This is a genomic window from Lysobacter enzymogenes (assembly GCF_023617245.1).
Lineage (GTDB): Bacteria > Pseudomonadota > Gammaproteobacteria > Xanthomonadales > Xanthomonadaceae > Lysobacter > Lysobacter yananisis.
This window is the reverse complement of record NZ_CP067396.1, coordinates 4,702,256-4,724,288: the sequence shown is the minus strand read 5'-3', so window position 1 is coordinate 4,724,288 and position 22,033 is coordinate 4,702,256. Positions and strand designations below refer to the sequence as shown.

The window sequence follows — 22,033 nt, the reverse complement described above, 5'->3', positions numbered from 1 at the left end:
GCGGGGATCAGAACCGGTGCGACCAGCTCAGGTTGAGCACGCGCCCGCGTCCGGCCACGTAGGTGTCGTTGCGCGGCGTGCTCTGCGAGTAGTAGGTGATGTACTGCTCGTCGAACAGGTTCTCGATGCCGACGTTGAGCTGGCCCAGCGGCAGCTTGAACCGGCCCTGCAGGTCGACGGTGGTGTAGCCGTCGGTGCTGGCCACTTGCACGCCCTTGGAATCGAAGTCGCGGTCGATCGCGCGGCTGCCCTGCAGGCGGGTCGAGAACCAGTCGTTCCAGGTCTGGTCCCAGAACGCGGTGATGCGGTCGGGGCTGATGTTGATGCCGGGCAGGTCGGAATCGACGCGGTCGTCGCCGTCGCTGTCGTAGCGGCCCTTGCCGCGCGCGTAGCCCACGCCGGCGCGGCCGTTGTCGGAGAACTGGAACGCGACGTTGCCCTCGATGCCGCGGATTTCGGTACGCTCGCGCACGACGAAATAGCTCTGGGTGTTGCGGTCGAACTGCAGGCGCGAGCCGAGGTCGGAATCGGACCAGTACGCGGCCAGGTGCGCCAGCCAGCGGCCGTTGTCGAAGTCCACGCCGATCTCGCGGTTGTCCGACACCACCGGCGACAGGTCGACCAGCTTGTCCACGCTCTGGTTCGGCGTGGTGATGCCGCGCAGCACCCGGCCGATGTCGGCGACGGTGTAGCCCTCCGAATACGAGGCGTAGAACTTCAGCGCGTCGGTGGCTTCGAACACGACGCCGTAGTTGGGCAGGGTCTCGCGGGTCTTCGGCGAGCCGCCGCGGACGAAGCGGCTGCCGCCGGCGTTGGACGGGATGGTGGTGAAGTCGCCGACTTCGAGCTTGCCGCGCTCGTGGCGCACGCCCGCGGTCAGCATGACCTTGTCGGTCACCCACCACTCGGCCTGCGCGAACGGCGACCAGGATTCGTAAGTGGTCTGCGGCACCCACTTGAGCTTGGCCACCACCAGTTCCTGGTAGGTCTTGTCGCGGTTCCAGTCCAGGCCGAAGGTCGCGCGCAGGCGCTGGCCGAACAGGTTGTCGCGCGACCAGCCGAACTTGCCGCCGATCTTTTCCGACACGTTCTGCGACTGGTCCCACCAGTGCGGATCGCGGCCGTCGCGCCAGAAGTCTTCCCAGTCGGTGGCGCCGTACAGGCCGTTGAAGTCGACCCAGAACAGCTGCGCGTTGAAGTAGCCGCCGGCCAGCGACTTGTCGGTGTAGTCCAGCACCACCGAGGTCGAGCGGTTCTGCGCGCCGCGGCCCTCGCGGCTGCCGCGCGCGGACGTCGCGAGCTTGCCGGTGCGGATGTCGCCATTGACGGTGATGTAATCGTTGTTGCCGCGCAGCTGGTAGCGGTTGGCGGTCAGCTGCAGGCGCTTGTCTTCGTCGATGTCCCAGCCGGCCTTGGCGAACAGGTTGTAGCTGCGCGCGTCCATCAGGTCGCCCTGGATGTCGTTGACCGCGATCGCGTCGCCGTTGCCATCGTAGAACAGCCCTTCGCTGGCGTACGACGCGCCGCCGACGAAGTCCACATCGCCGCTGCGGGTGCCGAACAGGTAGGAGGCGCGGTAACCGACGCTGTCGCTTTGGTTCGGCAGCGCGCTGCTGACGCCGATGTTGACGTCCTGGAAGCTCTCGCCGTCGCGGCGCGGCGCGCGCTTGGTGATGATGTTGATGATGCCGCCCGATGCGCCCAGGCCCTGCAGCGCGTTGGCGCCGTGGATGACCTCGATGCGCTCGATCATCGCCGGATCGATGGTGTGGCCGTCGCGGCCGCCTTCGCGCAGCGGGGTCGACTGCGGCACGCCGTCGACCAGGTACAGCGGCTTGCGTCCGCGCAGGGTTTCGCCGCCGTTGGTCAGCTTCTGCCGCGAGGGCGAGAACGAGGGGATCAGGTTGGCGAGGATCTGCGACACGTCCTGGGTCACCGCCAACTGCTGCTTGAGCTGTTCGGCGTCGATCACGGTGATGGTGTTGGCCAGCGCCGCTTCCGAGTTGGGCGTGCGGCTGGTGCTGGCCGAGACGGTGACGCGATCGAGGTCCTTGGCCTCCTCGGCCTGGGCGATGGGCGCGATGAGGACAGCCAGCACGGCGCTGGCGAGAAGCTGGGGACGGAGCATGGGGAGGGCGGCCTGGGAACTGCGACAGGGATCGCATGTTAATGCGAACCATTCTCAAGTCAAAGGCCGTGGACGGCGCTGCGGTCGCGCAGGCTGCGTGCGGAGAGCCGAAAATCCAGGCGTTTCAGTCGTTTAGGTGCTGCCAGAACGACAGTGGGAGGGCCTTCAGGCCCGATGCTTTTCGGCCAGGTTGCCGCGACCTGAAACAAGAGCATCGGGCCTGAAGGCCCTCCCACAGAAGCAGATCCTGGCGAGGGCCCTGCCGCGACCCCGGTGCGGCTCTCAGCTCAGCCGAACCGCGCCCGCAGCTCGGCGTCGCTCGGCATCGCCGCCGCCGCGCCGGCGCGTTCGGTCGACAGGCCGGCGAAGCGCACCGCGTAGCGCACGTGTTCGCCGAACGCCGCGTCCGGATCGCGCGCCAGCGCCGCCGCCAGCGCGCCGTTGAAGGCATCGCCCGCGCCGGTGGTGTCGATGGCCTTCACCGCCGCGGCGGGGACGCGATAGAACGCCTGCTCGTCGCCGCGCAGCGCGCCGTCGGCATGGGAGACGAAGCAGCCCGACTTGCCCAGGGTGATCACCACGCTGCCGTGCGCCAGCAAGCGGCGGCAGTGCGCGTGCAGCGCCGCGTCGTCGAGGCCGGCGAGCGCGTCGGGGTCGAGCGCGTCGCCGCCCCGGCGCTGCAACTGCGCGCAGAACTCGGTTTCGTTCGGCGTGGCGATGTCGGTCAGCGCCCACAGCGCGTCGCTGGCGACCGCATCGGCCGGGGCCGGGTTGAGCAGGGTCGATCCGCCGGCATCGCGCGCGCGCGCGAACGCGGCGATGGCCGATTCGAGCGGGGTTTCCAGTTGGGTCAGCGCGACCTGGGCGGCGTCCAGGGCGGCCGCGTGCTCGCCGACGAAGGCCGGCGACAGCTCGGCGTTGGCGCCGGGGCCGATCACGATGGTGTTGCGGCCGTCGGCGTCGACGTAGATGCCGGCGGTGCCGGTGGGCTCGGCGCTGCGCAGCGCGCGCAGGTCCAGGCCGTCGCCGGCGGCGAGCTCGCGCGCCAGGCGGCCGCCGGCGTCGTCGCCGAGCGCGCACACGAACGCGGTCGTCGCGCCCGCGCGCGCGGCCGCGGTGGCCTGGTTGAAGCCCTTGCCGCCGGGGCCGGTGCGGTAAGTGCCGGCCAGGGTCTCGCCCGGGCGCGGCAGCGCGGGCAGCGCCCAGACGTGGTCGACGTTGAACGAGCCGACCACGACGACGCGGCCTTTGTTGGCGGAATCGCTCATGCGCTTACGAGGCGAAGTGGGTCAGCACGCCGGCGATGGTCGCGGTCATGAAGGTGGCGATCGAGCCGCCCAGCACCGCGCGCAGGCCGAAGCGGGCCAGGTCCTGGCGGCGTTCCGGGGCGAGCCCGCCGATGCCGCCGATCTGGATCGCGATCGAGGAGAAGTTGGCGAAGCCGCACAGCGCATAGGTCGCGATCAGGCGACCCTCGTCGCTGAGGCTGACGCCGGCGACCTTGCCGTTCACGATGTCGGCCAGGTGGGTGTAGGCGACGAACTCGTTGAGCACGACCTTCTCGCCGATCAGGCCGCCGACCACGTTGGCGTCGGCCCACGGCGTGCCGATCACCCAGGCGATCGGCGCGAGCAGGAAGCCCAGGATGGTGGACAGGTCGGTCGGCTTGCCGATCGCCGCGGCCAGGCCGGTGTGCTCGCCGATCCAGGTCAGCGGCGCGTTGATCAGCGCCATCAGCGCGATGAAGGCCAGCAGCATCGCGCCGATGTTCAGCGCCAGGCGCAGGCCGTCGCCGGCGCCCGCGGCGGCGGCGTCGATGATGTTGGCGGTGTTCTTCTCCACTTCCATCTTGATCGTGCCGCGGGTCAGCGGCTCGCCGGTTTCCGGCACCAGGATCTTGGCGATCACCAGCGTGGCCGGCGCGGCCATGATCGAGGCCGCCAGCAGGTGCTTGGCGTAGAACGCCTGGGATTCGGGGTCGCCGGCGCCGAGCATGCCGACATAGGCCGCGAGCACGCCGCCGGCGATGTGGGCCATGCCGCCGATCATCATCGTGATCAGCTCGGACTCGGTCATCTTCGGAATGTAGGGGCGCACGGTCAGCGGCGCCTCGGTCTGGCCGATGAACACGCTGGCGCAGACGCTGGTGGTCTCCGCGCCGGACACGCGCATGACCTTGGTGATCGCCCAAGCCATGCCGCGCACCACCGCCTGCATCACCCCCAGGTGGTACAGCACGCCCATCAGCGCGGAGAAGAAAATGATCGTCGGCAGTACCTGGAAGGCGAAGATGAAGCCGAATTTGCTGACGTCCATGAGGTCGCCGAAGATGAACTTCGAGCCGGCGCCGACGAACTCGAGCACGTGCACGAAGCCCTTGCCGATGGCGTCGAACACGTCCTTGCCGCCCGGCACCAGCAGCACCACCGCGGCGAAGGCGATCTGCAGGGTGATGCCGATGGCGACCAGCTTCCAATCGACCTTGCGGCGGTTGACCGAGAACACCCAGGCGATGGCGACGAGCACCGCCAGACCGAACAGGCCGAAGCCCACGCGCGAAATCGAATCCACTCCACTCTCCCCGGGCGCCGGAGCCCCGGCGGCTTTAGACGTCTAATAGTTAGTCGGCGCAGCCTAGAGGCACAGCGATCCAGCGGCAAGCCGCGGCGCAGCGCAGGGCGCGAAAACCGGCGATTTTAGCGGTCCGCGAGGGCGTTGGGGCGGGGCGGCGGCGAAACGGCACGGTCGGTGCGGTCCGTGGGTGGCCGCGCAACGGCGGCGAAAACCGCGGCCGGGCGCAGCCGCGCCCGCGTTTGCGGCGGTCGCGGCGGGTGTTTTGGAGCGTTCGGGCGCCGGTTCCGGCAAAACGGGCGCGGGCGGGCCGGAACCGGCGCCGCCGTGGTCCGCAGCATCAGGCCCAATCGGGCCGAATCGTTCAGCCGGCCCGCGCGGCGGTCAAAGATCGCGCGCCACTACCCGGTTGCGGCCGGATTGCTTGGCCCGCTGCAGGCGCAGGTCGGCGCGGCGCAGCAGCCGCGACAGGTCGCCGCCTTCCTGCGGGAAGGTCACCAGCCCGGCGCTGAAGCTCAGCCACAGCGGCTCGGCGCCGCGGCCGGGCTCGAACGGGCGCTCGGCGACGGTGCGGCGGATCGCGTCGACTTCCTCGAACGCGGTGCCCAGCGGCTTGCGCATCACCAGCAGGAATTCGCCGCCGGACAGCCGCACCAGCCATTCGCTGGGCTCGGCCTGCTCGCGCAGCACCGCCACCAGGTGGCGCAGGCTGCGGTCGCCGAGGCGGTGGCCGTAGTCGTCGTTGATGCGCTTGAAGTGGTCCAGGTCGATCAGCGCCAAGGTCAGGCTGCCGCCGTCGCGGCGCACCGCGTCGAACAGGCGCGGGATGCGGTGGGTCAGCCAAGTCCGGTTCGGCAGCCGGGTCAGGCCGTCGGTGCCGGACATCTCGATCAGCCGCTGCATGCGGTAGACCACCATCGAGGTGGCCAGGGTCATCATCGCCAGCAGCAGCAGGCGCTGGGTCTGGCTGCCGACGGTGACCGCGCCGTAGTCGCTGGACATCAGGTCCTCGGGCGAGCCGGCGACGGCGAACACCCACAGCACCAGCAGCCCGTACTGCAGCAACGCCAGCACGCCGGAGAACAGGGTCACCCGGCCGTCGCTGCGCAGCGCGGTCATCAGGATCGCCAGCAGGTAGCCGCACCACACGATCAGGCTGTTGAGCCCGGCCGGCAGGTGCTGCACCGCCAGCATCGCCAGCACCGCGGTGGTGGCGGTGACGTCGAAGGCGGCGGTGCAGAACGGCAGCCAGCGGTAACGGCGCTGGCGCCGCGCCAGCGCCAGCCACAGCTGCGAGAACACGTTGACGAACACCGCCCCGCCCAGGCCGATCAGGGTCTCCTTGACGCTGCCGCCGCCGAGCGCGTTGAACAACGGCAACAGCAGCAGCATCGCCGCCAACACCGCGCGCAGCCGCGCCACCAGCAGTTCGCCGCCGGCGCCGATCTCGAGCATGATTTCGTCCGGCCGCGCCAGCAGCGCGATCAGCACGCTGCGCATCCGTCCGCCTACGCCCTGGTACATCCCCGTCCTTCCGTCCCGGCGGCCCCGCGCGAGCATAGCGCGAGAGCGGCCCGCCGCCGCGCGCACGGCGGCGCGATTCGCGCCGGCGGCCGCGGCCGCGGCGACGGCCGGTCGCGCGCGCCGGCCGGGACCGGCGCCGGCGGGGCTCAGCCGATGCCGCGGATCGCCACCCACAGCGCCAGCGCGGCGAACACGGCCGCGGCGACGAAGCGGGCGGTCTTCAGCGGCAAGCGGTCGGCGAAGCGGGCGCCGAGCAGGGCGACCGGGACATTGGCCAGCAGCATGCCGACGGTGGTGCCGACGATGACCGCCCACAGCGGCTCGTAGCGGGTCGCCAGCAACACCGTGGCGACCTGGGTCTTGTCGCCGATCTCGGCGAAGAAGAACGCGATGGTGGTGGCGATGAAGGCGCCGCGCGCGGAGAACTGGGTTTCGCCCTCGTCGAGCTTGTCGGGCTTGAGCGTCCACAGCGCGACCGCCAGGAAGCTCGCGGCGACCACCCAGCGCAGGACTTCGGGCTTGAGGAACGCGGCGACCAGCGTGCCGAACCAGGCCGCGAGCGCGTGGTTGAGCAGGGTGGCCAGGAGGATGCCGAGGATGATCGGCACCGGCTTGCGGAAGCGCGCGGCCAGCAGCAGGGCCAGCAGCTGCGTCTTGTCGCCGATTTCGGCGAGCGCGACGGTACCGGTGGACACGGCAGTGGCGACGACCCAGGCCGGGAAGTGGGACAGATCCATGGGAACTCCAGGGCCGGGCATTCGCGTGGACGCGAAGGCAAACGCCGCGCGGCCCGACCCGGGTACGCACAACGCCTGCCTTCGGTCTTGCCCGTGGTCGCTGGCTCGAGGTCGATGGACGCTCGCGCTGGCTGCCGCTCATGCGCCATGGCCTGCTGGCCAAGTGTGTTGACGCATGCCCCCGCGAGCTGACGCCGGCGGGTGGGCTACTCCCCGGAGGAGGAAAGTGTGCGCATTGTAGCCATATCGATCGGGCGATGCAGCAAATGAGAGGCTTTCGCGGTTGAGCGGTTGAGCGGTTGAGCGGTTGAGCGGTTGAGCGGTTGAGCGGCCGAGCGAGTGGCGAGGGTGTGCGTCGCGTCGTTCGCGGGCGGCAGGGGCGATGTGCGTCTGCGGCGGAGTTTCGAAAGGAGCGTTCGTCGCCGGTGAAGTGTCGCGGTCGCGGCTCGCGCCGCTCCTACAGGGGCTACGGCGGGTTTCGTGTCCGGCTGCAGGAGCCGAGCGAGTAGCGACCGCGTCAAGCCTTCCGCGCCGCCGCCACACCCACCGTCATTCCGGCGAACGCCGGAATCCATTGTGATCTTGCTGTTGCCGTTGCTAGTGCTCGCCCCCGAGCACGATGCAGTAGTTCCGCAGCCCCGAAGGGCGTGCGCATGGATGCGCACGCGCGCCATGGGACAGGATGTCCCTTATGGCGCGGCCCCGCGCCCGGTACTGGACCTAAGTGGCTTTTGATCCGAAAAAACAAGGCCTTTTCTTTGGTTACTTTCTTTGTGGCTTAAGACAAAGAAAGTGACCCGGCCGCTTGCGGACGGAAGCTCTTGATTGCGGCTTGTCATCACTCGTTGCAACGGAAAAAGCAGGAGCAACGGCAAAGTCAAAATGGATTCCAGCTTTCGCTGGAATGACGACCTGGAAGGCCCACGCTCCGGGATGTTCCGGCGGAGCTACGCAACCTCGGTTGGTTCCAACTTCCGCTGGAATGACGGCCTGGGAGATCCTCGTCCCGGAATGTTCCGGCGGAGCCCTGTCGCTTCGGTTGGATTCCGGCATTCGCCGGAATGACGGACAGGGGCCGAGACGTCGCGGACGAAACCGGTGCACGAAGGACGAATGCGCAGACAGCCGATACCGCACAAACCCGATCCGCAAACCACGTCACCCCGCAAACACCGCACAGCCCCCTCACTGCGAACAAGCCGACGCCTCGCTCCCCTCTTCCCCGTACAACGCCGCGAAACTCGCCGGCATCACCCGCGGCATCCGCTGCAACGGCGTCTTCACCGCTGCGAAGTAGTCGCGCTGCCACTGCGCCGCCAACGCCGCCGCCGCCGGCTCCAGCGTCGCATCGCGCGAGGCCGGCGGATCGGCCGGGTTGCCGCTCAGCCGCGCCACCAGCAAGCGCATCGCCCGCGCCTTGGTCGGGTCGTCGGCGATCAGGCCGGTGATCGGCGAGGAATTGTCGCTGTAGGCGGTCATCAGATCGAACAGCGCCGGGGTGTAGCCGGCCTCGAACGAGAGCTGCAGCAGATTGCCGGCTTCGGCGCGCCAGCGATCGAATTCGGGCGTGTTGAGATGGGAGTAATCCAGCAACACCGAATCGCCGCGCGCGTAGCGGTACATCGCCTCGGGTTCGCCGGCCAGCGCGGCCTGGCGCAGGTAGCGGTTACCCTGGCGCCAGGCGTCGCTGCGCGCGTCGCGGCATTCGGCGATGAGCTGGCGCGCGCGGTCTTCCATCCGGGTCATGTAGGCGCGTTGTTCCGGTGCCAGGCCGGCGCTGGCGTTCTGCTCGGCGCCGGCGAGGAGCTGCTGCGCGGCGGAGGTGTCGGCGCAGCGCAGCAGGTCGACGCCGAGCTGGCAGGCCGCGCGGCTGTCGCCGGCGTCGGCGCGTTGGCGCAGTTCGTCCTGGCGGCGTTGGCGGTATCCGGCCTGGGCCGGATCGGGCGGGCGCGCGGGCCGCGCGATCGGCGCGGCCGCCGTCGGCGCCGCGATGTCCGCCGGTGCGCTCGCGGCCGGCGCCGGCGTCGGCGCGTGCACCGCCTCGCGCGCGCGCCACCACTGCCAGCCCGACACCGCGATCGCGGCCGCGGCCACCGCCGCGAGCAAGCCCCGGGTGCCCGGATTCATCGGCCGCCGCCGCGCGTGGTCGTCGCATTCATCGGCGTAGCATGCCCGCAATCGATCATCGGATGGGAGGCTTGTTATGCAATACCGTCGACTGGGTTCGTCCGGCTTGCAGGTATCCGCGCTGTCGTTCGGCGCCTGGGTCACCTTCGGCGCGCAGATCGGCCGCGACACTGCGCGCGAGCTGATCGCCGCGGCGTGGGACCACGGCGTCAATTTCTTCGACAACGCCGAGGGCTACGCCAACGGCGAGGCCGAGCGGGTCATGGGCGAGGCGATCGCCGAGCTGGGCCTGCCGCGCGACGGCTATTGCGTGTCGAGCAAGGTGTTCTTCGGCGCCGAGGCCGAGCCGCGGCCGACCCAGCGCGGCCTGTCGCGCAAGCATGTGGTCGAGGCCTGCCATGCCGCGCTCAAGCGGCTGCGGGTGGAGCACCTGGACCTGTATTTCTGCCACCGCCCCGACCCGGACACGCCGGTGGAGGAAACGGTGTGGGCGATGGATTCGCTGGTGCGCCAGGGCAAGGTGCTGTACTGGGGCACGTCGGAATGGCCGGCGGCGCTGATCCGCGAAGCGCACAAGATCGCCCGCGCCCATCATCTGCAGCCGCCGAGCATGGAGCAGCCGCAGTACAACCTGCTGCATCGCGAACGCGTCGAGCTCGAATACGCGCCGCTGTACGCCGAACTCGGCCTCGGCGCGACGATCTGGTCGCCGCTGGCCTCGGGCCTGCTGACCGGCAAATACCGCGCCGGTTTCGAGGGCGAGAGCCGGCTCGGCCACGCCGACAAGGAGTGGTTGCGGCGGGTCGCGGTCGGCGAGAGCGGGCAGCGCCGGCTGGAGCGGGTGACGGCGTTCGTCGAACTGGCGCAGGAACTGGGCGTGGCGCCGGCGTCGCTGGCGATCGCCTGGTGCCTGCGCAATCCGCACGTGTCCACCGCGATCCTCGGCGCGAGCCGAGTCGAGCAGTTGCTGCAGAACCTGGGGGCGCTGGAAGTGAAGCTGGAAGACGCGCAATGGCAGAGGGTGGAAGCGGTCACACGTTGAGCGCGGCATCGAGGCCGCCGGCCGGGGGTTCGGGCGGGCGGCCGACGAACGGTGGGACCGGGCACGCAATTTCCTGCAATCGCGTGTTGACTGGCAAATGAGAATCATTATCATCATTCGGGAGCCCACCCCCCGAACGAGTCGCTGCCATGTCTCTGCGCAACCCCGTGCTGCAGTTGAAGCCCCGTACTGATCGTTCCCTGGCCGTCGTCGCCCCGCCGGTGGCGGCGGTCGCGCCGGCCGCCGCGGCGGCCTCGGCCGTCGTCGCCGCCGCCCAGGGCGGACTGGTCGAAAGCGCCGCGCTGCTCCGCGGCGCGCGCGAAGTCCTGATCCGCCACGGCGGCGAGGTCTATCGCCTGCGCCATACCCGCAACGACAAGCTGATCCTGACCAAGTAACCCCGCGCACGGCGCGCCCCCGGCCAAGCCCGCTCGGCAACATCCCCTCCCACGTCGGTCCAGATTCCCAAGCCCGGGACGCCCAAGCGCCCTCGGCAAGGAACCTCCACCGCGTTGCCGAGCCCGCCGCCTGCCGGCCCGCCCCACCGCAAGCACCACCCGCACCGCGCCCACCCCGGGCGCGGCGCGGTGCGTCCCGCCAGCACCTCTCTCCCAGGCTGCCAGCCCCGACTCTCTCCGGATGCCAGCTCGCCTCGGTCTCACCGTTCCATTCAACCGAGTCGAAGAATGTCCCGCGTCCATACCCCGGCTGCGTCCGCGCGCCCTGTTTCCGTCTCCGTCCTCCCCGCGCGCTCCGCGCTGGCCCTCGCCCTGTTGCTGGCGCTGCCGGCCGCGCAGGCCGCAGACGCGCCCGACGCCGCCGGCGGCGAAGTCAACGAACTCAACCGCGTGGTCGTCAGCGCCACCCGCACCGAGCGCGCCGTGCAGGACGTGCCGGCCACGGTCAGCGCGATCGACCGCGAGCGCATGGACAACGAACTGACCCGCAACATCCGCGACCTGTTCCGCTACGAACCCGGCATCGACGTCGGCGGCAACCGCGAGCGCTTCGGCCTGGGCGACATCCGCATCCGCGGCCTCGGCGGCAACCGCGTGCGCGTGCTGGTCGACGGCGTCTCGGTCTCCGACGGCTTCTCGATCGGCAGCTTCTCCAACGCCGGCCGCAATTTCGTCGACCTGGATACGGTCAAGGAAGTCGAGATCGTGCGCGGCCCGTCGAGCGCGCTGCACGGCTCCGACGCGCTCGGCGGCGTGGTCTCGTTCGTGACCAAGGACCCGGCCGATTACCTCAAGGACGGCGCGACTTCGTACTTCGGCCTCAAGCTCGGCGCCGAAAGCCAGAACGAAGGCCTCTACGGCAGCGTCACCGCCGCGTTCGGCGGCGACCGCTGGTCCGGCCTGGTCGTGGTCAACCACCACCAGGGCAAGGAGACCGAGAACCAGGGCGACAACGACGCCCACGACGGCAGCCGCACCCGCGCCAACCCGCAGCGCTTCGAAGGTCGCAGCCTGCTGACCAAGCTGGTGTACGCGCCGAGCGACAACCAGCGCTTCCGCCTGACCGTGGAAGGCAGCGAAGACCGCACCACCACCGACGTGTTCAGCGCCCTGGGCCTGAGCGCGCTGACCCCGGGCCTGCCGCCGACCGCGCCGCGCACGCGGGTGGCGTCGATGGCCGGCAACGACCACCAGACCCGCGCGCGTGTGGCCTTCGCCCACGAGATCGACTCGCTCGACAGCGTCCTGGCCGATTCGCTGCGCTGGCAGGTCTACCGCCAGGACAGCGAGACCACCCAGCGCACCCGCGAGCAGCGCGCCAGCGTGGTCGCCGGCCGCGACACCAGCCCGAGCCTGCGCCTGCGCGAGTTCAATTTCGACCAGCGCGTCTACGGCGCCGAGGCCACCGCGCACAAGGATTTCGCCACCGGCTCGGTCGAGCACACGCTCACCTACGGCTTCGAGTACGAGCAGACCGAGTTCCGCCAGAAGCGCGACGGCCGCTCGATCAACCTGACCAACGGCGTCGTCAGCAGCACGATCTCGCCCGACGCGTTCCCGGTGCGCGATTTCCCGATCAGCAAGACCCGCAACGCCGGTGTGTTCGTGCAGGACGAGATCCGCTTCGCCGACGGCGCGTTCCGGCTGGTGCCGGCGGTGCGCGTGGACCGCTACGAACTCAAGCCGCAGAGCGACGCGATCTGGAACGGCGACAACCCGGGCGTGAAGATCAGCGACCTCAGCAAGACCAGCGTCTCGCCCAAGCTCGGCGCGGTCTGGCACTTCGCCCAGGACTGGTCGCTGTACGGCGGCTACCAGCGCGGCTTCCGCGCGCCGCCCTACAGCGACGTCAACCTCGGCTTCACCAACCTGCAGTTCGGCTACACCGCGATCCCCAACGCCGACCTCAAGCCCGAGACCAGCAACGGCTACGAGCTGGGCCTGCGCTACAGCGGCAAGGCGGTGTACGCGCAGCTGTCGGGCTATTACAACGACTACAAGGACTTCATCGAGTCCAACCGCCAGGTCAGCGCCCCGCCGCAGACGCCGTTGATCGTGTTCCAGTCGCAGAACGTGGACAAGGCGCGCATCCGCGGCGTCGAGTTGCGTGGCGGCGTGGACTTCGGCGCGCTGTATCCGTCGCTGGCCGGCTGGTCGACCCGCTTCGCCGCCGCCTACAGCAAGGGCGAGGACAAGACCGACGACCGCCCGCTGGAATCGATCGCGCCGCTGACCGCGACCGTCGGCGTGGCCTACGACCGCGAAAGCTGGGGCGTGGAGCTGGCCGGTCGCTTCGCCCGCCACAAGACCGACCTGCCCGAGGCCAACCGCTTCGCGGCGCCGGGCTACGGCGTGCTCGACTTGCTCGCGCACTGGGACTTCGCTCCGGGCGCCAAGTTCAACGTCGGCGTGTTCAACCTCGGCGACAAGAAGTACTGGGACAGCGGCGACGTCCCGGGCGCGCTGACCGCGTCCAGCGCCATCCTCGACCGCTACACCGCGCCGGGCCGCAACGTCGGCGCCAGCGTGGCGGTGAGCTGGTAAGCCATGCGCGCCGCGCCGGCGTCCGCCTTCGCCTTGTTGCCGCAGCGCGGCGGCGCGCGCGCCGCGCTGCCCGCGCCGGAGCGGCTGGCGGCGGTGGCGACGGTGCTGTGCGTGCATCCGCGTCGCCAGCGCGACGCCCTCGACGGTTGGCTGGCGGCGCGCAGCGCGCAACGCCTGGGCGACGGCGGTGGCGAAGCGCTGCGTTTTTGCGACGCCGGCGGGCGCGAGTGCTGGCGGCTGTACCTGCTGCCGGACAGCGACTTCCTGGCCTGGGACGACGTCGCCGCGGCGATGCCCGACGCGGCCGCGGCGATCCGCCCGGCCGTGGTCCCGGCGCTGGCGCGCTGGTGGCGGCGCCTGCGCGGCGGGCGCCGCGCGCAGGCGCTGCGCTTGCGGGTGCTGCGCGATGCCGACGGCCACTGCGTACTGCTCGCCGATCCGGCCGAGCTGTCGCCGCTGGGCCTGGCCCAGGCGCGGAGGATCGCCGCCGGCGAGGGCGCGCGCCTGGACGAATGCGCCGACGCCTGCTGTTGCCTGGCCTCGGGCGCCGGCCGGCGTTGAGCGCGGATGTTCCCTTCCTTTCCGTTTTCGTTTTTCAGCCAAAGAGCCAAGCGAGATTCCATGAACCTCCGTAACTTCCGCGCCAGCGTGCTGGCGATCAGCCTGTTCTCCAGCCTGTCAGCGATGGCCCAGACCGCCGCCGCCCCGGCCGCCGACCCGGTCCGCGACCGCGCCTCGATCCTGGCGATGCAGGGCGAATACATCGTCGACTTCGCCTTCGACGAAACCGTGCTGCTCAAGCCCGGCTACGAGCGCGCGCCGGCGATGCGCAGCGGCGGCAACGAGACCGTGATCGTGGTCGAGGACACGCCGACCAAGCTGGTGCTGCAGCACATCCTGGTCGACGGCAAGAGCGGCCACGTGACCAAGCACTGGCGCCAGGATTGGACGTTCGAGGCGCCGCAACGCTTCGAGTTCAGCGCCGACCAGACCTGGCACGTGCGCAAGATCCCGGCCGAGCTCAATCGCGGCGCCTGGACCCAGTGCGTGTACGAGGTCAGCGACGCGCCGCGCTACTGCGGCACCGGCCGCTGGGACTACGCCCATGGCAACGCCACCTGGACCAGCGACCCGAGCTGGCGCCCGCTGCCGCGGCGCGAGTACACCAAGCGCAGCGACTACAACGCCATCGTCGCGATCAACCGCCACACCCTGACCCCGAACGGCTGGACCCACGAGCAGTTCAACACCAAGGTGCTGCGCAAGCCCGACGGCAGCCAGCAGGAACTGGCGCGCGAGTTCGGCTTCAACGATTACGTCAAGACCAAGGACATCGACTTCAAGCCGGCCTACACCTACTGGCAGGCGACCCAGGGCTACTGGGCCAAGGTGCGCCAGCGCTGGGACGCTTACCTGGGCAAGGCGCCGGGCGTGCGGCTCAAGACCAAGGTCGACGGCATGGCGATGATCATTCCGTTGTTCGAGCAGGCCGGCAAGCTGGAAGAGGGCAAGAAGGTCGCCGACAAGGACATCGACGCGGTGTTCGCCAAGTGGGTGGTCGCGGCGCCGGCCGAGTAAGCGGCGCGAGGTGACGCAACGGTTTCCGGCCAGGCCCGCGAAGGAGCGCAGGTGCCGGAGCGAGGATCGGAACAGGCCGGGCAGGGATGCCCGGCCTTTTTCTTGGCCGCGAGTCGGTATCGGTGCGAGAGGGATCGGCTGCGGTGTCGCTGCCGGTCGCGTGGACCGAATGATTGGCGGCGCGAAAAAAAAGGGGCCGGGCGCGCTGGGCGGCCGGCCCCGAATGGGGAAACTGGCTGGGCGGGGCGGGACGATTGCGGTCGGCGGGAGTCGGATCGTGCGGCTCGAACCCGGCGGCTTGTGCCGCACGAGTCGAGTCGTGCGACTCGAAGCAGGCGACTCGAAGCAGGCGACTCGAATCGGGCGATTCGAATCGGGCGATTCGAATCAGGCGATTCGAATCAGGCGATTCGCATCACGCGACTCGAACCGCGCGATTCGATCCGCGCGATCCGGCCCACGCGCCGCATCCATGCGATCGGCGCGGCCGGGTTGGCGCGGCGCGATTCAATCGACGCGGTAGCCCTGCGCGCCGCGCGCAAACTGCACCGGCGCGGGTGGCGCCGGCGGCGCCGACGCGACCTTGCCCTTGGGCGGCGGAGGCGGAGGCGGGGGCGGCGGCGGTGCGGGCGGTGCGGGCGGAGCAGGCGGCGCGACCGCCGGCGCCGGCGGCACCGGGGCGGTCGGCGGCGCGGGTGGAGCGGGCGGCGCCGGCGGCGGAGGCGGCGGCACCCAGGCCACCGCCTTGGGCACGGTCAGCTTGAGCTTGGCGCTGGCGCGATCGCGCAGGTAGCCGATCTCGACCTGGGCGCCTTCGCGCTTGCCGCGCAGCGCGTCCATCGCCTCGCGCGGGGTGTCGACCGCGCGGCCGTCGACGTTCTGGATCACGTCGCCGGCTTCCAGTCCCTTGAGTTCGAGCGGCGCGCTGATCACCAGCACGCCGCGCTGGGCGCCGAAGTAGCGGCCGAGCTTGGGGTCGACCGAGGCCAGGTTGAGGCCGTTCCAGCGCATCGCTTCGCTGATCAGCGGCATGCTGCAGGCCGCGCGCTTGTCCTTGTCCTTGCCGGCGCAATCCAGATCCGGCCCGATCCGGTAGATCTCGGTGCGCAGACCCGGCGCCACCGCGACTCCGGCCTCGCCGACGCCGGCGCGGCCGTCGCGGTCGATGCGCATGCTGCGCATTTCGGTGTTGAGCACGTAGCGGCTGCCGTCGGCGTTGCGGAACATCATCACCCGCTCGCCGGCCTGCGGTTCGACCTCGAGCGTGGCCTCCTGCTTGCCGCGCTGGTAGAGGATGCGCGCGGGCTGGCCGAGCTTGAGCGCGCCGAGCAGTTCGCGCGCGTTGCCCAGCCGCGCCTCGCCGTCGGCGCCGGCGATCTTGCGGCCGTCCACCGCGAGCAGGCGGTCGCCGCTGTGCAGGCCGGCGCGCGCCGCGGCGCTGCCGGGCGTGACCGCGAGGATCGACACGCCGCTGCGCGCGTCCGGCGCGAGGATCACACCCAACTGCGGCCGTCGTTGGTTGTCGCTGATCAGCACCGGGCCGAACGGCGCCGGCTGCGGCATCGCGCCGCGCGGGTAGGCGCCGCTGCGCGGCGGTTCCGGCGCCAGTTGCGCCAGCACCTGCGGCGCGCCGTCGCCGCTGTAACGGTAGACATAACTATAGGTAGTGGTGCGCGCCGGGGCGGCGGCCGTCGGCGCGGCCACGGCCGGAGCCGCGAGCGAGCCGGCGACCGCGGCGGCCAGCGCGGCGGGGAGCAGGAAATGGAACGACATGGCGGCCTCCGGGCGGGTGGGCGTGGATGGGGTGCGACGGGCGTTGCGGTTCGGCGGTGCGAAGGCGGACGGCGGCTCGCAGGCGGGCGTCGCGCAGTGGGGCAGGGCGGGCTCGTGCATGGGCATTCGGCCTTCAGTCCACGCGCACCAGTGCGCCGTCGTAGCGCTCGCCGCCGCGCGCGGCGAACCAGCGCTGGGTGCTCTCTACGCCGGCCAGCGCGCGCAGCGAGTCGACCCGTTCGCGCCACAGCGCCACGCGCGAGACGGCCGGCAGGGCGCCGTCGATCAATGCGGTGTCGATCAGGCGCAGGCGCTGGTCGAGGTCGGCGCTCATGACCGCGGCGGCGGCGCTGGCGACGCGCTCGTCGCGCGCGGCGGCCACCAGCGCTTCCAATTGCGCCGACTCGGCCTGCAGTTCGCGCAATTGCGCGGCGAAGCGGGCGTCGTCGGAGGCGCGGGCAACGTGGTCGGGCGCTGCGGATGGCGTCGCGTCGGACGGCGCGGCGGCGGTCGCGCGCGGTTGCGGCACGACCTTCGCGGCCGTCGCCAAACGGCGCTCGGCGGTAGCGGTGCGGGTGGGTTGCGTCGTGTCGGCTGTCGCCGGTGCCGGCGTCGGACGCGCTTCGGAGGCGCTGTCGCGGCCGCGATCCGCGGTTCCGGCGACGCTTCGGTTTCCGCCGTCGGCCTGTCCGCTCGCGGCGATGCGTTGGTTACCGTCGTCGGTTCGCGTCGGCGCCGTAACCGCATCGCGCTGCGGCGCTGCGGCCGGCGGAGCCTGCCGCACCAGCGGTTCCGACACAGGGCCTTGCGCCGGCCGCTGCGCGCGCAGGCCGAGCCACAGGCCCAGCGGCAGCGCCGCGGCAAGCATCGCCGCCAGCGCCCAGCGCTGGCGCGAGCGGCGCGCGGTGGCGGCAACGGACGCCGACGCGGTCGCCGCGGCGGCGACGGGGTGTTCGGCCAGACGTTCGGCCAGGCGCGTCCAGCCGCCGGCGGGCGGCGTTTCGGCGGGCAGCGCGGCGAACGCGCCGGCCCAGTCGGACGGGGTAGGGGACTGCTCAGGCATGGGCCTGCTCCGGTTCCAGCAACTGGCGCAGGCGACGGCCGCCGCGCGCGAGTTGCGACTTGGAAAAACTGATCGAACGCTGCATCAGCGTGGCGATCTCCTCATGGGTGTAGCCCTCGGCGTGGTACAGCCACAGCACGCTGCGGGTGGCCTCGGGCAATTGCGCCAGCGCGCGCCCGAGCGCGGCGGCGTCGGCCGCGGCCGGCGGCGGCGGAGCGCGTTCGTCTGCCAGGTGTTCGTCCTCGCTGTCGGCGTGCTCGTGGCGGCGCCGGCTGCGCAGGCGCATCAGCGCCTCGTTGACCGCGATCTGGCGCAACCAGCCCCAGAACGGCGTGCCGCTGCCGTCGCGGTGGCCGCGGAAGTCGCCGATCCGCGTGAGCACCTTGAGCATGGTCTCCTGCAGCACTTCGGTGGCTTCGTCGCGGTCGCCGGCGATGCGCACCGCCAGGGTGAACACCGGCCGTTCGAACCAGCGGTAGATCTGCTCGAACGCGGCGCCGTCGCCGGCGCGGGCGCGCGCCAGCAGCGTCTCCGGGACGTCGATGGCGAAGCTCGACACGGGCCGGTCGGCGGCGGGCGCGGGCGGCGGCAGGGGCATGGGTTCGGGTGGCATTCCCAGGCAAGGATGCACCGGGGGCGTGAAGGGTCGCAGCCGGCGCCAAGGCCTATACTGCGCCTATCTATAAGGACGAAGGGGGACGACATGGGCGCTGCCGGTTCGATTCTGGCGCTGGTCTTGGTATTCGCCGGCGTGGTGTTGTTGTTCAAGACCGTGCGCATGGTCCCGCAGGGCTACCAGTGGACGGTCGAGCGCTTCGGCCGCTACACCCACACCATGGACCCCGGCCTGCACTTCCTGATCCCGGTGATCTACGACGTCGGCCGCAAGATCAACATGATGGAGCAGGTGCTGGAGGTTCCCAGCCAGGACGTGATCACCAAGGACAACGCGGTGGTCAAGGTCGACGGGATCGTGTTCTTCCAGGTCCAGGACGCGGCCAAGGCGGCGTACGAAGTGGCCCAGCTGGAGATCGCGATCCTCAACCTGGTGATGACCAACATCCGCACCGCGATCGGTTCGATGGACCTGGACGAATCGCTGTCCAAGCGCGACGAGATCAACACCAAGGTGCTCAACGCGGTCGACGCGGCGACCCATCCGTGGGGGCTGAAGGTCAACCGGATCGAGTTGAAGGACATCCAGCCGCCGCGCGACCTGGTCGATTCGATGGCCCGGCAGATGAAGGCCGAGCGCGAGAAGCGCGCCAACATCCTCGAGGCCGAGGGCCACCGGCAGTCGGAGATCCTGCGCGCCGAGGGCGACAAGCAGGCCGCGATCCTGGAAGCCGAAGGCAAGCGCGAGGCCGCGTACCGCGAAGCCGAGGCGCGCGAGCGCCTGGCCGAAGCCGAGGCCAAGGCGACCCAACTGGTGTCCGACGCGATCGCCGCCGGCAACGTGCAGGCGATCAATTACTTCGTCGCGCAGAAGTACATCGAGGCGTTCAAGGCGCTGGCGCAGGCGCCGAACCAGAAGTTCGTGATGATGCCGATGGATTCCTCCGGCGTGATCGGCTCCATCGCCGGCATCGCCGAACTGGCCAAGGATGCGATGGCCCAGCAGGCCGCTCCGAGCGCGCGGCCGCCGCGCAGCGGAGGCTGACATGAGCTGGAACTGGCCGACCGTCGCCTGGGCCGCCGTCGCGCTGCTGCTGTTCGCGGCCGAGGCGATGGCGCCGGGGGCGTTCATGCTCTGGCTCGGGCTGGCCGCGGCGGCGGTGTTCGTGCTGGTGCTGGCCTTGCCGGAACTCACCGTACTGACCCAGGTCGCCGCGTTCGTGGTGCTGAGCTTCGTTTCGGTGCAGGTCTACCGCACCTGGTTCCGCAAGCGCGAGCCGGCCAGCGACCAGCCGCTGTTGAACCGCCGCGCCGAGCAACTGATCGGCCGGGTGGTGCCGCTGGAGCGCGGCATCGTCGCCGGCCGCGGGCGGGTGCAGATCGCCGACGCGTTCTGGGACGTCAGCGGCCCGGACTTGCCGGTCGGCGCGCTGGTGCGCGTGGTCGGCGCCGAGGCCATGGTCCTGCACGTGGAAGCGGCGGGCTGAGCATGGGCCCGCGCTGCGCCAGACCGTGGTCGCGCGCAACCGCGCGCCGACGCGCGTCGGCGGCGCTGGGCGCGTGCGCGCTGGGCCTGTGCCTGGCCGCGCAGGCGGGGCCGACCGTGCCGGCGCCGGCCAAGCCGGCGCAGAGCAAACCGGTCGACAGCAAGCCCGCTAGCAGCAATCCGATCCGCGACAAGATCGCCCAGGACAAGGCCGTCCAGGGCGGGGCGACGCAAGCCAGGCCGACGCAAGCCGCATCGCCCCAGAACGCATCCGCGCAGAGCGGCGCGGCCCGCGGCGCGCCGGTTCAGAACCCGCCGACCCAGGCCGGATCGAAGCCCAACGCCTCGGCTGCGGCCGGCCCGGTCCCGAGCGGCCCGATCCTCGCCCGGCCGCCGGCGCTGCGCGACGACAAGATGGCGACGCGCGACTGGATCGGCCGGGTGGTGCCGCCGTATCCGGACGGCTATCGCTCCAACACCGGCGGCTGCGTCGGCAGCGGCCGCAGCGCCGAACAGATCTGCGCGCGCAGCATCGGCACCATCGACGACAACGAAGACCGCTCGCAACTGTTGTACGCCGCCGAACTGATCGGCCGCGCCGGCAACGAAGCGCGCTGGAAGATCACCGACGTGGTCGCGTATCCGCGGCTGCAGCGCGGCGAACGCGTGTCGATCTCGACCTGCCTGTACGACGGCGCCGGCGATCCGGGCGTCATCGCCGTCGTCGACACCCTGGTGGAGAACGCCGCCGCGCGCGAGACCTTCGACGCGGTGCGCTGGGCGGTGCGCCTGGACCGCAGCAAGGGCCGCTTCGTCGAGATCAAGGCGGCCGAGGTGCAGTGCTACAACGAAGGCGCCGAGGGCGAGTGAGCGCCACTTCGTGCGATCGGGCCGCGCGCGGCGCGGCGAACTGATCGCAAAGCGTCGGGCCTGAAGGCCCTCCCACAACAGCGGACCTTTCTTTTTGTGAGGGGCCTTTCTTTTGTGGGAGGGCCTTCAGGCCCGACGCTTTTGTTCCCGCCGCGAAGGACTTTCACCGCGACCGCGGCCCAATGCACCGCGACCGGCGTCCCGGCGCGAGCCGCCACCATTCGCCGGGGTACCGAAATACGGCAAACCCGCACGCCGCGCGCTTGAGGGATAATCCCGGGTTCCCACCCCCACCCAGCAGAGCAGGCCGCGCCCATGAGTCAGAAGACCATTCTCAACGACGCCCATCGCGCACTCGGCGCCAAGATGGTCGATTTCGGCGGCTGGGACATGCCGATCAGCTACGGCTCGCAGATCGAGGAGCACCATCAGGTGCGCCGCGACGCCGGCATGTTCGACGTCAGCCACATGACCGTGGTCGACCTGCGCGGCGCGCGCGTGCGCGAGTTCCTGCGCCGCCTGGTCGCCAACTCGGTCGACAAGCTGCAAAAGAGCGGCAAGGCGCTGTACACCTGCATGCTCAACCAGGACGGCGGGGTCATCGACGACCTCATCGTCTATTTCCACGACGAGGAATACTTCCGCCTGGTGGTCAACGCCGCCACCCGCGACAAGGACCTCGCATGGATCGGCCAGCAGGCCGCCGCGTTCGGCGTCAGCGTCACCGAGCGTCCGGAGCTGTCGATGATCGCGGTGCAGGGCCCGAACGCACGCGAGAAACTCATCGGCCTGCTGCGCGAGGACGACCGCGCGCGCATCGGCAAGCTCGGCAAGTTCGTCGCCGGCCAGGCGCAGACCGCCGACGGCATCGAACTGTTCGTCGCCCGCACCGGCTACACCGGCGAGGACGGCTTCGAAGTGATCGTGCCCGAAGACCGCGCGGTCGCGCTGTGGGACGCGCTGCTCGCCGCCGGCGTGAAGCCGGCCGGCCTGGGCGCGCGCGACACCCTGCGCCTGGAAGCGGGCATGAACCTCTACGGCCAGGACATGGACGACACGGTCTCGCCGTACGAGGCCGCGCTGGCCTGGACCGTCGCGCTCGACGTGGATGCCGATGGAAAGCCGCGCGACTTCATCGGCCGCGCCACGCTCGAAGCGCACAAGGCCGGCGGCGCGCCGCGGCAGATGATCGGCCTGGTGATGGACGAGAAGGGCGTGCTGCGCCACGGCCAGAAGGTGCTGACCGCGCACGGCGAGGGCGAGATCCTCTCCGGCACGTTCTCGCCGACCCTGGGCAAGTCGATCGCGTTCGCGCGCGTGCCGGCCGGCGAGATCGCGCTCGGCGCGGCCGGCAACGTGCGCGTGGACATCCGCGGCAAGGAAGTCCCGGTGCGCGTGGTCAAGTTCCCGTTCGTGCGCGACGGCCAGGCGCAGGACGGCGTGCTCGGCTGATTCGCGCCCGCGCGGCCGGCATCGCGCGATCGTCGTCCGCGCACCGCGCACCGCGCACCGCCCGA

The 22,033-nt window shown here is 70.8% G+C and carries 19 protein-coding genes; 9 read left to right on the top strand and 10 right to left on the bottom strand.

Annotated features, from left to right (window positions below; genetic code table 11):
- Positions 1-7 precede the first annotated feature (7 nt).
- From JHW41_RS19540 to JHW41_RS19515, 6 genes are all read right to left on the bottom strand, one after another.
- Positions 8-2,128, bottom strand: a complete 2,121-nt coding sequence (locus tag JHW41_RS19540; RefSeq protein WP_250444835.1) for a TonB-dependent receptor — start codon at positions 2,126-2,128, stop codon at positions 8-10.
- Between the two features lie 287 nt (positions 2,129-2,415).
- On the bottom strand, positions 2,416-3,396 hold the full coding sequence (locus tag JHW41_RS19535) for a ribokinase (protein WP_250444833.1): 981 nt from the start codon (positions 3,394-3,396) through the stop codon (positions 2,416-2,418).
- 4 nt (positions 3,397-3,400) lie between these two features.
- The gene (locus tag JHW41_RS19530; protein WP_250444831.1) at positions 3,401-4,699 is read right to left on the bottom strand and encodes a NupC/NupG family nucleoside CNT transporter; all 1,299 of its coding nucleotides are present in this window, start codon (positions 4,697-4,699) and stop codon (positions 3,401-3,403) included.
- A 384-nt stretch (positions 4,700-5,083) separates the two neighbouring features.
- Positions 5,084-6,223: a GGDEF domain-containing protein gene (locus JHW41_RS19525; RefSeq protein WP_139381773.1), complete on the bottom strand. Its 1,140-nt coding sequence runs from the start codon at positions 6,221-6,223 to the stop codon at positions 5,084-5,086.
- 146 nt (positions 6,224-6,369) lie between these two features.
- The gene (locus tag JHW41_RS19520) at positions 6,370-6,960 is read right to left on the bottom strand and encodes a TMEM165/GDT1 family protein (protein ID WP_250444829.1); all 591 of its coding nucleotides are present in this window, start codon (positions 6,958-6,960) and stop codon (positions 6,370-6,372) included.
- Positions 6,961-8,145: 1,185 nt separating this feature from the next.
- Complete coding sequence (locus tag JHW41_RS19515) at positions 8,146-9,087, bottom strand: hypothetical protein (RefSeq protein WP_250444828.1); 942 nt, start codon at positions 9,085-9,087, stop codon at positions 8,146-8,148.
- A gap of 76 nt (positions 9,088-9,163) precedes the next feature.
- On the opposite strand from JHW41_RS19515, the gene JHW41_RS19510 reads away from it, so the two are divergent.
- From JHW41_RS19510 to JHW41_RS19490, 5 genes are all read left to right on the top strand, one after another.
- On the top strand, positions 9,164-10,129 hold the full coding sequence (locus tag JHW41_RS19510) for a potassium channel beta subunit family protein (protein WP_057946496.1): 966 nt from the start codon (positions 9,164-9,166) through the stop codon (positions 10,127-10,129).
- 149 nt (positions 10,130-10,278) lie between these two features.
- The gene (hemP, locus tag JHW41_RS19505; protein WP_078995957.1) at positions 10,279-10,527 is read left to right on the top strand and encodes a hemin uptake protein HemP; all 249 of its coding nucleotides are present in this window, start codon (positions 10,279-10,281) and stop codon (positions 10,525-10,527) included.
- Positions 10,528-10,815: 288 nt separating this feature from the next.
- Complete coding sequence (locus JHW41_RS19500) at positions 10,816-13,131, top strand: TonB-dependent hemoglobin/transferrin/lactoferrin family receptor (RefSeq protein WP_250444825.1); 2,316 nt, start codon at positions 10,816-10,818, stop codon at positions 13,129-13,131.
- A gap of 3 nt (positions 13,132-13,134) precedes the next feature.
- Complete coding sequence (locus JHW41_RS19495) at positions 13,135-13,692, top strand: Hemin transport protein (RefSeq protein WP_250444824.1); 558 nt, start codon at positions 13,135-13,137, stop codon at positions 13,690-13,692.
- 123 nt (positions 13,693-13,815) lie between these two features.
- Entirely contained in the window at positions 13,816-14,709 is an 894-nt protein-coding gene (locus JHW41_RS19490; RefSeq protein WP_078996007.1) for a DUF6607 family protein, read from the top strand.
- A gap of 507 nt (positions 14,710-15,216) precedes the next feature.
- Here the strand turns inward: JHW41_RS19490 and JHW41_RS19485 are convergent.
- From JHW41_RS19485 to JHW41_RS19475, 3 genes are all read right to left on the bottom strand, one after another.
- Positions 15,217-16,482 (bottom strand): PDZ domain-containing protein, encoded by a 1,266-nt coding sequence (locus tag JHW41_RS19485; protein ID WP_250444822.1) that lies wholly within the window; start codon positions 16,480-16,482, stop codon positions 15,217-15,219.
- Positions 16,483-16,615: 133 nt separating this feature from the next.
- On the bottom strand, positions 16,616-17,545 hold the full coding sequence (locus tag JHW41_RS19480; RefSeq protein WP_250444820.1) for a hypothetical protein: 930 nt from the start codon (positions 17,543-17,545) through the stop codon (positions 16,616-16,618).
- Positions 17,538-18,143: an RNA polymerase sigma factor gene (locus JHW41_RS19475; protein ID WP_250444818.1), complete on the bottom strand. Its 606-nt coding sequence runs from the start codon at positions 18,141-18,143 to the stop codon at positions 17,538-17,540. The genes JHW41_RS19480 and JHW41_RS19475 overlap by 8 nt, the downstream gene beginning before the upstream one ends.
- 105 nt (positions 18,144-18,248) lie before the next feature.
- On the opposite strand from JHW41_RS19475, the gene JHW41_RS19470 reads away from it, so the two are divergent.
- Genes JHW41_RS19470 through JHW41_RS19460 form a run of 3 tightly spaced genes read left to right on the top strand, consistent with a single transcriptional unit; the run spans position 18,249 to position 20,516 of the window.
- Positions 18,249-19,205 (top strand): SPFH domain-containing protein, encoded by a 957-nt coding sequence (locus JHW41_RS19470; protein WP_250444817.1) that lies wholly within the window; start codon positions 18,249-18,251, stop codon positions 19,203-19,205.
- Between the two features lies 1 nt (position 19,206).
- Entirely contained in the window at positions 19,207-19,647 is a 441-nt protein-coding gene (locus JHW41_RS19465) for an NfeD family protein (RefSeq protein ID WP_078995960.1), read from the top strand.
- A 2-nt stretch (positions 19,648-19,649) separates the two neighbouring features.
- Positions 19,650-20,516, top strand: a complete 867-nt coding sequence (locus JHW41_RS19460; protein ID WP_250444815.1) for a hypothetical protein — start codon at positions 19,650-19,652, stop codon at positions 20,514-20,516.
- Here JHW41_RS19460 and JHW41_RS27445 read toward each other — a convergent pair.
- Positions 20,467-20,592, bottom strand: coding sequence for a DUF6053 domain-containing protein (locus JHW41_RS27445; protein WP_428995401.1), 126 nt, complete (start codon positions 20,590-20,592; stop codon positions 20,467-20,469). The genes JHW41_RS19460 and JHW41_RS27445 overlap by 50 nt on opposite strands.
- A 239-nt stretch (positions 20,593-20,831) precedes the next feature.
- Between JHW41_RS27445 and gcvT the strand changes: the two genes are divergently transcribed.
- A complete protein-coding gene (gene gcvT / locus JHW41_RS19455; protein WP_057946504.1) occupies positions 20,832-21,968 on the top strand; it encodes a glycine cleavage system aminomethyltransferase GcvT in 1,137 nt (378 codons plus the stop codon).
- Positions 21,969-22,033: the final 65 nt, after the last annotated feature.

Coding starts and splice junctions, on each gene's coding strand:
- JHW41_RS19540 (WP_250444835.1), bottom strand. CDS start 2,128: ATGCTCCGTCCCCAGCTTCTCGCCAGCGCCGTGCTGGCTGTCCTCATC.
- JHW41_RS19535 (WP_250444833.1), bottom strand. CDS start 3,396: ATGAGCGATTCCGCCAACAAAGGCCGCGTCGTCGTGGTCGGCTCGTTC.
- JHW41_RS19525 (WP_139381773.1), bottom strand. CDS start 6,223: ATGTACCAGGGCGTAGGCGGACGGATGCGCAGCGTGCTGATCGCGCTG.
- JHW41_RS19520 (WP_250444829.1), bottom strand. CDS start 6,960: ATGGATCTGTCCCACTTCCCGGCCTGGGTCGTCGCCACTGCCGTGTCC.
- JHW41_RS19515 (WP_250444828.1), bottom strand. CDS start 9,087: ATGAATCCGGGCACCCGGGGCTTGCTCGCGGCGGTGGCCGCGGCCGCG.
- JHW41_RS19510 (WP_057946496.1), top strand. CDS start 9,164: ATGCAATACCGTCGACTGGGTTCGTCCGGCTTGCAGGTATCCGCGCTG.
- hemP (WP_078995957.1), top strand. CDS start 10,279: ATGTCTCTGCGCAACCCCGTGCTGCAGTTGAAGCCCCGTACTGATCGT.
- JHW41_RS19500 (WP_250444825.1), top strand. CDS start 10,816: ATGTCCCGCGTCCATACCCCGGCTGCGTCCGCGCGCCCTGTTTCCGTC.
- JHW41_RS19495 (WP_250444824.1), top strand. CDS start 13,135: ATGCGCGCCGCGCCGGCGTCCGCCTTCGCCTTGTTGCCGCAGCGCGGC.
- JHW41_RS19490 (WP_078996007.1), top strand. CDS start 13,816: ATGGCCCAGACCGCCGCCGCCCCGGCCGCCGACCCGGTCCGCGACCGC.
- JHW41_RS19485 (WP_250444822.1), bottom strand. CDS start 16,482: ATGTCGTTCCATTTCCTGCTCCCCGCCGCGCTGGCCGCCGCGGTCGCC.
- JHW41_RS19480 (WP_250444820.1), bottom strand. CDS start 17,545: ATGCCTGAGCAGTCCCCTACCCCGTCCGACTGGGCCGGCGCGTTCGCC.
- JHW41_RS19475 (WP_250444818.1), bottom strand. CDS start 18,143: ATGCCCCTGCCGCCGCCCGCGCCCGCCGCCGACCGGCCCGTGTCGAGC.
- JHW41_RS19470 (WP_250444817.1), top strand. CDS start 18,249: ATGGGCGCTGCCGGTTCGATTCTGGCGCTGGTCTTGGTATTCGCCGGC.
- JHW41_RS19465 (WP_078995960.1), top strand. CDS start 19,207: ATGAGCTGGAACTGGCCGACCGTCGCCTGGGCCGCCGTCGCGCTGCTG.
- JHW41_RS19460 (WP_250444815.1), top strand. CDS start 19,650: ATGGGCCCGCGCTGCGCCAGACCGTGGTCGCGCGCAACCGCGCGCCGA.
- gcvT (WP_057946504.1), top strand. CDS start 20,832: ATGAGTCAGAAGACCATTCTCAACGACGCCCATCGCGCACTCGGCGCC.